The 13,257-nt window shown below is 72.6% G+C and carries 14 protein-coding genes; 2 read left to right on the plus strand and 12 right to left on the minus strand.

What is annotated here, in order from left to right; all coding sequences use genetic code 11:
• Nucleotides 1-163 precede the first annotated feature (163 nt).
• Complete coding sequence (locus ACFWAR_RS37825) at nucleotides 164-1,561, minus strand: PLP-dependent aminotransferase family protein (protein ID WP_385787799.1); 1,398 nt, start codon at nucleotides 1,559-1,561, stop codon at nucleotides 164-166.
• A 46-nt stretch (nucleotides 1,562-1,607) separates the two neighbouring features.
• Between ACFWAR_RS37825 and ACFWAR_RS37830 the strand changes: the two genes are divergently transcribed.
• The gene (locus ACFWAR_RS37830; RefSeq protein WP_385787802.1) at nucleotides 1,608-2,120 is read left to right on the plus strand and encodes a carboxymuconolactone decarboxylase family protein; all 513 of its coding nucleotides are present in this window, start codon (nucleotides 1,608-1,610) and stop codon (nucleotides 2,118-2,120) included.
• A gap of 27 nt (nucleotides 2,121-2,147) precedes the next feature.
• Here ACFWAR_RS37830 and ACFWAR_RS37835 read toward each other — a convergent pair whose 3' ends face one another.
• The 10 genes from ACFWAR_RS37835 to ACFWAR_RS37880 all read right to left on the minus strand — a co-directional run bounded on the left by ACFWAR_RS37835 (nucleotide 2,148) and on the right by ACFWAR_RS37880 (nucleotide 11,890).
• The gene (locus ACFWAR_RS37835) at nucleotides 2,148-3,176 is read right to left on the minus strand and encodes a hypothetical protein (protein ID WP_385787805.1); all 1,029 of its coding nucleotides are present in this window, start codon (nucleotides 3,174-3,176) and stop codon (nucleotides 2,148-2,150) included.
• A 3-nt stretch (nucleotides 3,177-3,179) separates the two neighbouring features.
• Complete coding sequence (locus ACFWAR_RS37840; protein ID WP_385787808.1) at nucleotides 3,180-3,587, minus strand: hypothetical protein; 408 nt, start codon at nucleotides 3,585-3,587, stop codon at nucleotides 3,180-3,182.
• Nucleotides 3,571-5,373: a hypothetical protein gene (locus ACFWAR_RS37845; RefSeq protein WP_385787811.1), complete on the minus strand. Its 1,803-nt coding sequence runs from the start codon at nucleotides 5,371-5,373 to the stop codon at nucleotides 3,571-3,573. Before ACFWAR_RS37845 ends, ACFWAR_RS37840 begins: the two co-directional genes overlap by 17 nt.
• 140 nt (nucleotides 5,374-5,513) lie before the next feature.
• A complete protein-coding gene (locus ACFWAR_RS37850; protein WP_385787814.1) occupies nucleotides 5,514-6,503 on the minus strand; it encodes a malate dehydrogenase in 990 nt (329 codons plus the stop codon).
• Between the two features lie 216 nt (nucleotides 6,504-6,719).
• The gene (locus tag ACFWAR_RS37855; RefSeq protein ID WP_385787816.1) at nucleotides 6,720-7,166 is read right to left on the minus strand and encodes a hypothetical protein; all 447 of its coding nucleotides are present in this window, start codon (nucleotides 7,164-7,166) and stop codon (nucleotides 6,720-6,722) included.
• The gene (locus tag ACFWAR_RS37860; RefSeq protein WP_385787819.1) at nucleotides 7,163-8,224 is read right to left on the minus strand and encodes a fatty acid desaturase family protein; all 1,062 of its coding nucleotides are present in this window, start codon (nucleotides 8,222-8,224) and stop codon (nucleotides 7,163-7,165) included. The genes ACFWAR_RS37855 and ACFWAR_RS37860 overlap by 4 nt, the downstream gene beginning before the upstream one ends.
• Before the next feature lie 60 nt (nucleotides 8,225-8,284).
• On the minus strand, nucleotides 8,285-9,142 hold the full coding sequence (locus ACFWAR_RS37865) for an iron-containing redox enzyme family protein (protein ID WP_385787822.1): 858 nt from the start codon (nucleotides 9,140-9,142) through the stop codon (nucleotides 8,285-8,287).
• A 205-nt stretch (nucleotides 9,143-9,347) separates the two neighbouring features.
• A complete protein-coding gene (locus tag ACFWAR_RS37870; protein ID WP_385787825.1) occupies nucleotides 9,348-10,340 on the minus strand; it encodes a DMT family transporter in 993 nt (330 codons plus the stop codon).
• On the minus strand, nucleotides 10,340-11,137 hold the full coding sequence (locus tag ACFWAR_RS37875; RefSeq protein WP_385787828.1) for an aspartate/glutamate racemase family protein: 798 nt from the start codon (nucleotides 11,135-11,137) through the stop codon (nucleotides 10,340-10,342). The genes ACFWAR_RS37870 and ACFWAR_RS37875 overlap by 1 nt, the downstream gene beginning before the upstream one ends.
• A gap of 150 nt (nucleotides 11,138-11,287) precedes the next feature.
• The gene (locus tag ACFWAR_RS37880; RefSeq protein ID WP_385787830.1) at nucleotides 11,288-11,890 is read right to left on the minus strand and encodes a short chain dehydrogenase; all 603 of its coding nucleotides are present in this window, start codon (nucleotides 11,888-11,890) and stop codon (nucleotides 11,288-11,290) included.
• A gap of 71 nt (nucleotides 11,891-11,961) precedes the next feature.
• Between ACFWAR_RS37880 and ACFWAR_RS37885 the strand changes: the two genes are divergently transcribed.
• Entirely contained in the window at nucleotides 11,962-12,915 is a 954-nt protein-coding gene (locus tag ACFWAR_RS37885) for a LysR family transcriptional regulator (RefSeq protein ID WP_385787833.1), read from the plus strand.
• On the opposite strand, the gene ACFWAR_RS37890 is transcribed toward ACFWAR_RS37885, so the two are convergent.
• A partial coding sequence (locus ACFWAR_RS37890) for a DUF3017 domain-containing protein (protein ID WP_385787836.1) occupies nucleotides 12,902-13,257 on the minus strand: 356 nt, incomplete at its 5' end. The two genes, ACFWAR_RS37885 and ACFWAR_RS37890, sit on opposite strands and share 14 nt — an antisense overlap.

Consider the following 13,257-nt stretch of genomic DNA (forward strand, 5'->3'; position numbering starts at 1 on the left):
GTGACGGCCCGCAGGTCCGGGGTGCCTCCGGCGGCGCCTCAAACGCCGGCGAGGCTGGGTTCGGCTGCGCCAGAGCCGGGCGGGGCCGGGATCGGCTGCGCCGGAGCCGGGCGGGGCCGGGATCGGCTGCGCCGGAGCCGGGCGGGGCTGGGTCGGCGCCGGGCTACGGGAGGGTGGAGGTCAGGGCTTTGAGGGTGGGGGTCCAGGCGCTGTCGGAGGGGGTGCCGTAGCCGACGATCAGGGCGTCGCGCGGCGGCAGATCGGCATCGGGATGCCGGAACCGCCCCAGCCCCTGGAGGGCCAGCTCGTGCCAGGCGGCCGCCTGCAGCACCGACCTCTCCGTCCCCCCGGGAAGGTCCAGCACGGCGTGCAACCCCGCCGCGATCCCGGACACGGCGACCCGCTCCCCCACCGCCGCCACCAACTCGTCGCGCCGCCGCCGGTACCGCAGCCGCATGCCGCGCACGTGCCGGTCGTACGCCCCGGAGGTGAGGAACTGCGCCAGCGTCAGCTGGTCCAGCGCGCTGGAGGTCCAGTCGGTGCGGCCCTTGACCGCGAGGACCTCGTCCACGAGCCCCGGCGGCACGACGATCCAGCCCATGCGCAGCCCCGGCGCCAGGGACTTGCTGGCGGTGCCGAGGTAGACCACCCGGTCCGGGTCGAGCCCCTGGAGCGCGCCGACCGGCTGCCGGTCGTAGCGGAACTCGCCGTCGTAGTCGTCCTCCAGGATCAGGCCCCCGGTGGACCGCGCCCAGTCGACGGCGGCCGCCCGCCGCCCGGGCGTCAGCGCGACCCCGGTGGGGAACTGGTGCGCGGGGGTCAGCAGCACGGCCCCCGCCCCCGTCCCGGCGAGCTCCGCCGTCCGCGCCCCGCAGTCGTCCACCGGCACGGGCCGGGTCCGCAGCCCGCCGCTCGCGAGGAGGTCGCGGTGCACGTCCAGGCTGTACGCCTCCACCGCCGTCTCCCGGACCCGGCGCGCCCGCAGCACCCGGGTCATCAGCTGCAGTCCGTGCGCGAAGCCGGAGCACAGCACGATGCGTTCGGGGTCGGCGTGGACCCCGCGCGACCGGGCCAGGTACCCGGCGAGCGCCTCCCGCAGCTCGACCCGCCCGCGCGGGTCGCCGCCGTAGCCGAAGGCCTCGTTCGGGGCGTCGGTGAGCGCCCGCCGGGCCGCGCTGAGCCAGGCCGCCCGGGGGAAGCCGCCGAGGTCCGGGGAGCCGGGCATGAGGCTGTACGAGGGCCCCCGGCGCGCGGGGCGGCGTACCGGCGCGGGCGCCGCGGCCCGGCGCGGGCGGACCCGCTCGGCGACCCGGGTCCCGGAGCCCTGGCGGGCCGTGAGCCAGCCCTCGGCGACCAGTTCGGCGTAGGCCTCGGCGACCGTGTTGCGGGCGATTCCGAGGTCGGCGGCGAGGGTACGGGAGGAGGGGAGCCGGGTGCCGGGGGCGAGCCGCCCGCCGCGCGCGGCCTCGCGCAGCGATTCGGTGAGTCCGGCCCGCAATCCGCGTCCCGCGACCAGTTCCAGATGCAGGTCAGCGCCGAAAGTGGCCCATGAATCCGTCATGAACATGGACCATAGCGGTGGGCCGCCCGGTGCGTACGGTGGATCCATGACCACGAACGCACAGCACTCCGCACACGACCACCACGCCCCCGAGCACACCCCCCGGATGCAGATCGCCAAGCTCGCCCCCGAGGTCTACAAGGCGGTCCTCGCCCTGGAGATCGCCTCGAAGAAGGGCCTGGACCCGGCCCTCGTCGAGCTGGTGAAGATCCGTGCCTCGCAGCTGAACCACTGTGCCTTCTGCCTGGACATGCACACCAAGGACGCGATCGCGGCGGGCGAGAGCGTCGACCGCATCGTCCTGCTCAGCGCGTGGGAGGAGTCGCGGCACTTCTACACGGAGAAGGAGCTGGCCGCGATCGAGCTGACCGAGGCCGTGACCGTCCTGACGGACGGTTTCGTTCCCGACGAGGTGTACGCGACGGCCGCGAAGCACTTCGAGGAGGCCGAGCTGGCCCAGCTGATCGCCGTGATCGCGACGATCAACGTGTGGAACCGGTTCGGCGTCACCACCCGCCTGGTCCCGGGCCACTACACCCCGGGCATGTACAAGAGCTAGCCCCTCAACCTGCACGACCCGTACGGCCTACGGGTGGAACGCCGCCACGGCCGCCGCGAGGTGGGCCTGGACGGCGTCCCACTCGGCGGCGGGTCCGGCGGAGAGCAGGGCCCACTTGTTGCCGTCCTGGGCGTAGAAGACCCGTTCGACGCCCCGGCGGCGGCCGTGCGACTCCGCGCTGTCGTACTCGTAGACCAGCTCGTAGGCGCCCGAGGCACCGGGGGCCGCGCCCACCCTGATCTCGGAGTAGCCGCTGGTGCGGTTGCGCAGGTCGGCCGAGGCCCCCTTGACCGCGTCGAGGGGGCTCAGCTCCGGTTCGACCACCTGGAAGATCTGGAGCAGCGAGGAGCGGTCGGCGGAGCGGTAGAAGATGCCGTTGCCGGGGTCGTCACGGTTCCAGCCCTTGGGCACCGCGACCGTGAAGCCCTTCGGGTCGGTCACGCTCACGTGCTCGCCCGCCGACCCGCTCGCGCCCGGACTCGCGCCGGGCGAGGCCGAGGCGGACGGCGAGGGCGAGGGCGAGGGCGTTCCCGAGGGCGACGCCGACGGCGTGCCCGTCGGTTCCCCGGAGGCCGGGGCCGAGACGGTGGGCGTGGCGGTGCCCTGCGCCTGGTCCGGGGCCGAGCCGCCGGTGTCGCGCAGCACGAACCAGACGGCGGCCGCGCCGATCACCACGGCGGCCACCGCGATGCCCGCGGTGGCCGGGGTCATCCAGCGGCGCTGCGGCCCGTCCCCGCCGGGGCCGCCGCCCGGGTACACGAGCGGCGGCGGCCCGTACGGGGGCTGCTGCACGGGCAGTTGCTGGGTGTAGGCGGGCGGGAGCGGCGGCAGCGTCGCGGGGTCCGGCGGACCGTACCCCGGGTGCGCGGGCGCCGCGTCGTACGGGGGCGCGGCGGGCGGCTGCGCGGGCGGTCCTACGGGCTGCGCGGGCAACGTCGGCGGGGCGGTCGGCGGCGCGGTGGGCGGCGCCGCGGACGGCGCGGCGGGCGCGGGGTCCCAGACCCAGCGCTGCGCCTGCGGGTCCCAGCGGGGCGCGCCCGGGGCGGCGGGGGCCACGGCTCAGCCCCCCAGCGACACGAGGAGGGCGCCGAGCGCGGTCGCCGCGTTCAGCGGCTCGACCAGCGGGGCCCAGCGGGTGAGGGCCGCGCGCAGCCGCGCCGGCAGGCCGGGCCGGATGGCGTCGGCGTCCTCCAGCTCCGCCGCGACCCCGTCCAGCTCGGCGTCGAGCGCGGTGCGGTCCGCGCCGCGGGGCAGCCGGACCAGCGCGGCGCGCAGGTCCAGTACCGCTTCCAGCAGTTCCTCGGGGCCGGGCGCGGCCGCGCCGGGGTGGAACGTGTGGGTGATGTTGGTGACGTTGCTGCCGCCGATGCTGAAGCTGCTCCCGCTGACGTCGCCGATCCGGACGGGCCGTCCGGCGTCGTTCCCGTCGCGCTCGCGGCCGTACTCCTGCTCACCGCTGGTGGCCACCGCTGCTCCTCCTCCTGCCCGGGTTGGTGGTGTTGGTGTGTCCGCTGCCGCCGATGCTGAAGGCGCTGTTGTTCACCGATTGGATGAACGTGCCGCCCTCCGCGACGGTGATCGCGCGCTGGGCGAACTCCTCGGTGTGCCAGCCCGCTTCGTGCAGGGCCAGTGTCACACCGCTCACCACCCGGTCCTGAACGGTTTTCAAGTACCGGTCGAGGTCCATGAGGTGGAAGAGCGACCCCTTGTCCTGGGAGGCGAGTTCGCGCACCGAGAGTCCGGGCCCCTCGGGCAGGGCGCCGCCGTGGCCGCCGGTGACGATCCGCCACCAACTGGCGATGCCGCGGCCGAGGATGACGACGGAGGAGGCGAGCGAGCGCGGGGTGTGGCGCAGCGCCCAGGCGGCCTTGCCGAGCCAGTTGTTGTGGAGGTAGCGGTGGGCGTCGGCGTCGGCGTTCTGGAAGACGGTGCGCAGCGGCAGCAGGACGTGCGGCGCGACCTCCAGCATCATCATGCCGCCCTGGGTGTGGACGCGGACGAAGAGGGTGACGACGAGGTTCTCGTCCCAGCCGCCCACCCGGATGCGCAGGAAGTGGCGGCGGCGTTCGCCGCCCTCCTCGATGGCCGCGCCCATGTGCTCGGCCCAGGTGTCCGGGGTGAGCGGGACGGCGTCGCGGTGCGGCAGCCCGCCGCCGGGCAGGAACACGCACTCGTCGACGACGAGTTCGCGCATCCGGTCCAGTACGGCGGCCTCCGCGGCCGGGGAGCCGTGCGGCGAGGGCACCCGCAGGGCGTGCAGCAGCGGGACGATCCGGCGCACGATGTCGCTGTTGGTGAGCGGGACGGCCTTGCGGTCGGGGCCGAGGTCCTCGCGCGGGCGCAGCTCCACGGACAGGTGCCACGGGCGGAAGGGCTCGCCCGCGCCGCAGAACGGGTCGTTGATGTTGTACATGATCAGCGGGTTGTGCTGCTCGACCCGGATCCGGCCGCGGATCCGGCCGAAGCGCTCGCCGGGAGCGGCCTCGGCGGGGTCGCCCGCGAGGTCGGCGTACCGGCGCGGGGAGAGTTCCCCGGCGATGGCCCGGGCGGCCTGGCCGCGTTGCAGCCAGACGAGCGCGACCAGGGCGAGGAAGACGGCGAGCACCCACCACAGCGCGGCGGACGCCTGGCTTCCGGAGGAGCCGGCGGAGTAGTCCTCGTAGCCGGAGGAGAAGGGGTCGCCCGAACCGGTGACGGAGCCCGTGAAGCCGTTCAGCAGGGCGTCGGCGCCGACGGCGCCCAGCGGTCCGAAGGCGTCCCCGGCGGCCAGCCCCACGCCGACGAGGGCGACGATCAGGATCGTCATCAGCACCCAGGTGTAGACCCGCACCACCATGCCCAGGATGCGCACCAGGCGGTTGTCCTGGGCGCGCAGCCAGCCGGACAGGCTCATGAGCAGGAAGGGCAGCAGCAGGGCGATGAGCGCGCCGCCGGTGAGGATCATGCCGACGAACCAGGCGCCGACCATCCCGGCGGCCCAGCCCAGTTCCGCGCGGCGGGCGCGCAGCGCGTGGGCGAGGACGCGGGCGGCGTCGAAGCCGTACGAGGGGGCGACGATGCGCTCCTCGTGGACGTACAGCTCGTTGATCACCTGGTCGCGGTAGCCGGCGTCTATGTAGGTGCCCGCGCACAGCATGCGGCCCGCTTCGCTGAGCGCCGGGTGCACCGGGGAGCGGCCGCCCCGGACGTCGTCACCGGCGCCGCCGCCGCGGTCGGCGGGTGTGGGCTGGTGGGGAACAGGGAGGTCGGTCACCGGGCGACCTTAGGGGTCTTTCACCTGCCCTGACAGTCGAATCCAAGCCAAAGAGCACCGGTGCGAGCCAAAACGCCCCGGCCAGGTTTGGCCGGGGCGCAAGGGACGTACGTGGTGCGGCTGTGTGACCAGCCGGGCGACTAGAGGAGGCCCAGCTCGCTGACCGCGTCGCGCTCCTCGACCAGCTCGGCCACGGAGGCGTCGATGCGGGCGCGGGAGAACTCGTTGATGTCCAGGCCCTGGACGATCTCGTACTTGCCGTCCTTGGTGGTGACCGGGAAGGACGAGATGATGCCGGTCGGCACGCCGTAGGAGCCGTCCGACGGGATGCCCATCGAGGTCCAGTCGCCCTCGGCGGTGCCGTTGACCCACGTGTACACGTGGTCGATGGCGGCGTTGGCGGCCGAGGCGGCCGAGGACGCGCCACGGGCCTCGATGATCGCCGCGCCGCGCTTGGCGACGGTCGGGATGAAGTCGTCGGCGAGCCAGGCCTGGTCGGCGATCAGCTCGGCGGCGTTCTTGCCCGCGATCTCCGCGTGGAAGATGTCCGGGTACTGGGTCGCCGAGTGGTTGCCCCAGATGGTGAGGCGCTTGATGTCGGAGACGGCGGCGCCGGTCTTGGCGGCCAGCTGCGAGATCGCGCGGTTGTGGTCGAGGCGGGTCATCGCGGTGAAGCGCTCGGCCGGTACGTCCGGGGCGGCGGCCTGCGCGATGAGCGCGTTGGTGTTGGCCGGGTTGCCGACGACGAGGACCTTGATGTCGTCCGCGGCGTTGTCGTTGATGGCCTTGCCCTGGGGCTTGAAGATGCCGCCGTTGGCCGAGAGCAGGTCGCCGCGCTCCATGCCCTTGGTGCGCGGGCGGGCGCCGACCAGGAGGGCGACGTTCGCGCCGTCGAAGGCCTTGTTGGCGTCATCGGTGATCTCGATGCCGCGCAGCAGCGGGAAGGCGCAGTCGTCGAGCTCCATGGCGGTGCCCTCGGCGGCCTTGAGACCCTGCGGGATCTCCAGGAGGCGCAGGTTGACCGGCACGTCCGGGCCGAGCAGGTGACCGGACGCGATGCGGAAGAGCAGCGCGTAGCCGATCTGGCCGGCGGCGCCGGTGATGGTGACATTCACGGGAGTGCGGGTCATGGCCTTCTCCGTTGGACAGCTGGCGGTGGGGCGTCCCCGCCCCCTGTGCGGGCGGACGCCGCTCCATATCCGCACTGAATCTTGACGTGAAGAGACATCCGCCGTCAGGCTATCCGACCCCGGCCCGGCCCATGCGCCGGGTCCGTGTGGTCCGTGGCACACGAACGGGTGCACCGGCCGGGTTTCCCCGGCCGGTGCACCCGTTCGGACGACCGTTCAGGCCGCGGCCCGCCCCTGCTGCCCGGCTTCCGCCAGCAGGTCGGCGAACTTCCGGCGCGCCACGGCGATCTCCCCGGACAGGGCCCGCGCGGTGCGCTCCGCCGGTACGCACCCCCGCACCCGGGGGCAGTCCGGCCCGGCGGGCTCGGGCACGAGCACCGGACCCGGGGCGTCCGGGTCGCCCACCGTGAGGTCCCAGGTGTTCCACCAGGTGCCGCCCGGTCCGCGGTCCTGGCCCAGCTCCCGGAACACCGCTTCGATCCGCAGCTCCAGCCCGGCCGGTCCGTGCGCCCCGACCCAGATGCTGAACTCGGCCTCCGGGACCTCCAGCCGGATCTGGCTGCCGATGAAGGAAGCGCTGATCAGACCGGGGATCCGCTGGGCGGAGACCGCGGCGGCCAGATGGATCGCCGGCCCCTGCACCTGGACGGGCCGCCGGTTCATTCCGACCCCTCCCGGGAGCGGTGCGCCCCGGCTCCGGCCCCGACCGACACCGGCGCCGGTACGGACGTCGGGACGGTCACGGGCGTACGGACCTGCCGGGTGGCCTCGGCCTGCTCGGCCACGGCTTCCGGCGAGCGCCGCGCGTTGCGCATCGCCTCCTTCGCCACCGACAGGAAGAACGCCGGGTAGCTGCGGTCGACGTACTTCGCCAGGGTGGTGACCTCGTCGTGCCGGGCCCGCAGCCGGTTGATCGACACGGTCATCGCCGCGTGGTGCTCGACGTGCAGGTTGTTGCCGTTGGTGTACCAGGTGCTGAACCAGCTGCCCGTGATGGAGCGGGTGTTGCGCAGCACGTCCGTGGTCTCCGTGTCGCACAGGATGTGCTCCGGGAGCTCCAGGAAGAAGTGCATCGGCGCCGCGACGAGCAGCGGCAGCAGCCACACCTCCAGCACCGGTCCGCCGTAGCCGGCCAGCGCCAGGGCCACCGCGGCCACGGGCAGGACGGCCATCCACCGGTACTCGGACATGATCTCGCCGCGCCTGCGGTCCGAGATGTCCCCGGCGTCGTACTCCCAGGTGCCCCGCCAGCTGCGGACGATCTCGCGGCCGATCACGTACAGCCGCGAGTAGTCGAAGGCGCCGCGGGCCAACATCCCCCAGGTGAGGGGCGCCCGGGTGTCGAAGCCGAAGAACTCCGAGTCCTGCGGGGTCCCGAGCGCCTTGTGGTGCTGGAGGTGGCGCACCCGGTAGTGGGTGTACGACACGAGCAGCGGCAGCCCGAGCGGGATCCCCACGATCCGGTGCGGCTTGGCGGAGGTGAAGGCGGTGTGGTGCAACGCCTGGTGCTGGAGTTCCACCATGTGCGTGTAGACGGCGGCGAGCAGTACGACGCCCGCCGCGGAGGGCAGCAGTCCGTCCTGCGCCGTGAGCAGGACGCCCGCGGTGACGAGCGCCGCGGCGACGAACAGCTTGATGAGGTAGACGGTCTGGTCGTTCCCGGTGACGCGGGCCCGTGCGTACAGGAGCTGCGGCTTCCGGGGTATTTCTGCGATCGGCATCGATTCCACCCGTTCTCGACGTTCCCTGTCGGCTGTCCCGGCCCTGACGGGCCCCGGCTGCTAGCGGAGTGCCTTCATGGCGTCCCAGATGCGCGAGTAGTAGCCGTTGGCCACGCGCACCCGGGTCAGCACGCCGAGGGAGATCTCCCGCAGCAGACCGGGCGAGCGGTCCACGAGCGGTACGAAGACCCCCTCGAACCACTCGGCGCCGTGATCGGCGTCCACGTGGACGTGGATCCGCTGGTAGTCGATGACGTCCTCGGGGACGCCGAGCCGCCGGCAGCCGTCGACCATCGCCTGGAAGCGCGGCGAGGCGCTCTGCTCCAGGACGCCCATCGCGCCGAGGGCGCGGGGGTTGAGGTGGCGGTGGATGCCGTACTGCAGGAGCAGCGAGGCGTTCTCGTACGCCTCGGGGAACTGCAGGTTGGAGTAGTCGATGCCGGACTTCGCCAGGTGCGTGCGCATGTACTGGGCGGAGTGCTCGAACATCCGGGTGTGGATGTGCTCGATGTTGCCCTCGCCCATCTCGTCCCAGTAGTTCTCGGCGATGGTGAGCTTGGTGGGGCCCTGGGTGCCGATCTGCACCATGGCCATCAGGTCGTCGAACTTGCTGTCGACGAGCTCCTCGCCCATGAAGAAGAGGGCGATCTCGTTGAGGTCGGCCTCGTCGGCGAGGTAGGCACAGAACTCGGGCTGGGTGTGCTGGTCCGCGGTGGTCAGGAACCAGCTGCGGAACTCCGCGCCCGTCTTCGGCAGCGTGACCGGGTCCACCTGGCCGTCTTCCCAGGACAGCCAGGCGTCCTCGATCGCCGTGATGCCCGGGTCGCCGTTGAGCCGGGGGATCGAGGAGAAGTCCTCGGGCCCCGCCATGTAGGCGACGTAGTGGGCGTGCAGTCGTTTGAAGAGCTTCAGCCGCACTTCGCGGTCGTGTGGCCCGGACTGCGGAAAGGCCTTGAGCAGGTCGTTCGCGAGTTCCTGGTCAAAAGAATTCGAGGAACCCGATACGGCGGAAATGAGAGGGGCAGCAAGGGCAGTGGCCATTGTTACCGTTCCCTTCTTGAGAGTCTCGTCCTAAACAAGACTCTGCCGTGTCCGGGACTCCCCGGAGAAGGGCCCTCAAGGTTCAGCTAACCGCATTGCCGGAATACGCAGGAGGTCTGTCGGGGGATTTCTCCGGGTCTTCTCCCACCGGCTCGACGGGTTCCTTTTCCTTCTTCGCGGCCGGTTTCTCCTTGGCCACGACGAAGACCCCGCCGACCACCAGGACCATGCCGACCAGGTGGTAGGCGCGCAGCTGCTCGCCGAGCAGCAGGACGGACAGGACGGCGCCGCTGACCGGGGTGAGCGCCGTGAAGGCCGCCACCACCGTGGTGTCCACGCTGTCGAGGCTGTCGTACATGAGCACGACCGCGATGCCGTTGATGGCCACCCCGGTGTAGGCCATCAGGGCCCAGGTCTGCCACCCCACCCCGGCCAGGGAGGCGCCCCAGTGCGACTCGAAGCCCGCCGGCAGCAGGAACATCAGCGCCCCGGCCACCGACAGGATCAGCGAGAGCCGGGCGGGCGCGATGGGCGTCCGCAGCAGCTTGCCGAAGGTGACGAAGACCGCCTCGCACAGCACCGAGCACACGAGCAGCAGCACGCCGAGCGCCGCGTGCGCACCGGCCGTGCGCCCGCCCCCGCTCATCACGTTGATGCTCACGGCCCCCAGCACGGCCAGCGCGATCCCCAGCCCGCGCCGCCCGGTCAGCCGCTCCCCGAGGAAGACGACGGCGACCAGGCTGATCGAGATGGGCACCATGCCGAGCAGCACGCCGGCCTCGATGGCCCCGGTGAACTTCACCCCGTACATGGCGAACACGCTGAACAGGAACACCCCGAGCAGGGTCTGCGCGAAGAGCACCGCGGCGTCGCGGCGCCCCGGCCGGGCGGGCCGCGCGCCGCCGCGCTCCGGCGGCCGCAGCCGCACGTACACGGCGAGCACCACGACCGCGGCGACCAGGCGCACGAAGGTGGCGGTGAAGACCGGCACCTCGCGCAGGATCAGCTTGCTCGCGACGAGGTACGAGCCGAGGAGGACCGTCGCGACCGTCATCTTGACGTGGACGGCGCGCATCACGCCCGCCCGGCGCCCGCGGTGGCCGCCTCGGCGGCGGGGACCGGCTCCGCCGCCCCGGCGTGGGCCAGGGCGTACTCCACGATGGCCTGGGTGTGCACGTGGACCGTGTCGATCACCGGGGCGTCGAAGTCCTCCGGCCGGACCACCAGCGGTACTTCGGTGCAGGCCAGGACGAGCGCCTGCGCGCCCTGCGCGAGGACGTCGTTGGAGATCCGCAGGAAGCGGTCGCGGGTGGCCTGGGAGATGGTGCCCGTGCACAGCTCGCGCTCGATGGAGTACTGCATGAAGGCCCGGTCGTCCGCCTCCGGGACGACGACCTCGATGCCGCGGGCGGTGAACTCGTCGCGGTAGAAGGACTCCTCCATCGAGAAGGCCGAGCCCAGCAGCCCGATCCTGGTGAAGCCGAGGCGCTCGGTCTCCGCCGCGGTCACCTTGCAGATGTTGATGAGCGGGAGGTCGGTCTGCGCGGTGACCAGGTCGGCGTACTCGTGGACGGTGTTGCAGCAGATCGCGAAGAAGTCGGCGCCGCCGGCCTGCAGTCGGCGCGCGGCGCCCGCGATCTGCCCGGCCACCGATGCCCCGTCCCGGGCCGCGATCGCCTCCACCATCGGCTGGAAGTCCAGGCTCTCCAGGGCGATGCGGGGAGAATGCGCGAGACCGAGCCGACTGTTGATCTCGCGGTTTATGCGGTAGTAGTAGGTGATCGTCGACGGGAAGCTCAATCCCCCGACGAGCCCGATCTTCAGTACCCGGGGGGTCGCGCCCGTTCCCGAGCCGTCATCCGTTGCGTTCATCACTGCTCCTCCGTAATCCGGAAAATTCCAGAGATACCTACCGACTGTGCATTCCCCGGGCGGACCCGGGAAGGCACGGTCATGGTTCGGCTTTACGCAGTGCGGTTATCCACGCAACGGATGATCAGCGAATGATCCCGGTCCGGGTGATTATCCGACCCGGAAGACCTGTCCGGTCTGGTGGCCCTCGATCGACTTCACGTAGGCGGCCGCGGCCCGGGCCACCGGGACGGCGTCGAATCCGGCGAAGGTGTCGCCGTAGACGTCCATGGACTCCTCGAAGACGGTCGGGCTGACCGCGTTGATCCGCTGGCGGCCCGGGAGCTCGATGGCGGCCGCGCGGACGAAGGCCTCGACGGCGCCGTTGGCGAGGGAGGAGACCGCGCCGGTGAGCAGGAACTCGCGGGCCAGGATGCCGGTGATGAGCGTGAACGAACCGTGCGCGGGCAGCCGCTCCAGGCCCTGGAGGACCAGCTCGATCTGGCTGACGGCCTTGCCTTCGAGGCCGGCCCGGATGTCCTGGGTGGTCAACTCGCCCACGGGCTTCCACGGGACGCTGCCCGCCGCGCTGGCGACCGCGTCGACCGGGCCCGCCTGGTCGTAGAGGGAGCGGATGGATTCGGGGTCGGTGATGTCGACGAAGAAGTCCGAGTCCTTGCGGGAAGCGGTGACGACCTCGTGGTCGCGCTCCCGCAGGGCCGTGTGGACCGCTCGTCCGAGTGTTCCGTTCGCGCCGATCAGCAGAATCTTCATGGATCGAGGATGACGCGGGAAAGACAGTGAAGTCCAGCTACTCAGGCTTCAACCATCATTAAGATGAACTCATGCTTGATGTGAAGCGCATGGTGATCCTTCGTGACCTGGCACAACACGGAAAGGTGACCGCGGTCGCCGATCTCCACGGCGTGACCCCGTCCGCCGTCTCCCAGCAGCTGCGGGCCCTGGAGTCGGAGGCGGGCGCCTCGCTCATGCGGCGCGAGGGGCGCGGGCTGCGGCTCACGGCCGCCGGAGCGGCCCTCGCGGCCGAGTGCGAGCACGTCCTGGCGGCGCTGGAACGCGCCGAGGGGGCGGTGCGCGCGCTCGACGACGACCTCAGCGGAGAGCTGAGCATCGGCTGCGCGCCGAGCGCCCTGGGGCCGGTCGCGGCGCCGCTCGTCGCGGAGCTGGCCCGGCGCCATCCGCTGCTGCGGCCCCGGATCGTGCAGGCCGAGCCGGAGGACGCCGTACCGCGGCTGCGCCGGCGGGAGCTGGACCTGGCCGTCACCTACCACTACCACCTGCTGGGCGAACCGCCGGCGATCGGCACCACCTCGGTGCCGCTCTTCGACGACCCGCTCTGCCTGGCGCTGCCGGAGGCACTGCGGCCGGCCGTGGCGCGGGAGGGGCTCGCGGCGCTGCGCGAGCACGCGTGGATCTCCGCGCCGGCGCCCAGCAGCTGCCGCGAGATGCTGCTGCACGCGTGCCGCAACGCCGGCTTCACCCCGCGGATCGAGCACGACTGCGGCGATCTGCGCGGGGCGCTGTGGCTGGTGGCCACCGGGCACGCGGTGACGATCCTGCCCCAGCTGCTGTGCGGGAGCCCGCCGCCCGGCGCCGCGATCCTCACCCTGCCCGGACGCGGCCGGACCATCGAGGCGCTGGTCCGTACGGGCGCCAAGGCGCAGCCCGCCATCGCGGCGACCCTGGCGGCCCTGGCGGCCCTGGGCGCCCCGGCACCCGGCGGCGGCCGGTCACCGGGCGGTCAGGGCATCGGCGGGCCCGGGCTCAGCGGACCGTGAAGCGCACGGCGTCCGTCAGGAACGGGATCTCCAGCCACGGCTTCGGCTCCGTGACCAGCGAGAGCAGGATGATCGCGACGCCGAGGACGCCGTAGGTGACCATGTCCGTGAAGCGGGAGCGCACCGCGAGCATCCCCACGGACGGCAGCACCCGCCGCATCACCGCGGCGGCGACCAGCGCCACCCCGATGAACAGGCAGCCGACCCGGGAGTAGCCGAAGGCGGTGATGAGCAGCCCGGCGGCGGTGGCCCCGAGCACGCTCAGCATCGGCCACTGGCGCGCCGGGGCGGGCGCGCCGCCGGGCGCCGCCCGGCCGCCGCCCTCGGGCCGGGCGGTGTCTG

The organism is Streptomyces sp. NPDC059917 (assembly GCF_042730635.1).
GTDB lineage: Bacteria > Actinomycetota > Actinomycetes > Streptomycetales > Streptomycetaceae > Streptomyces.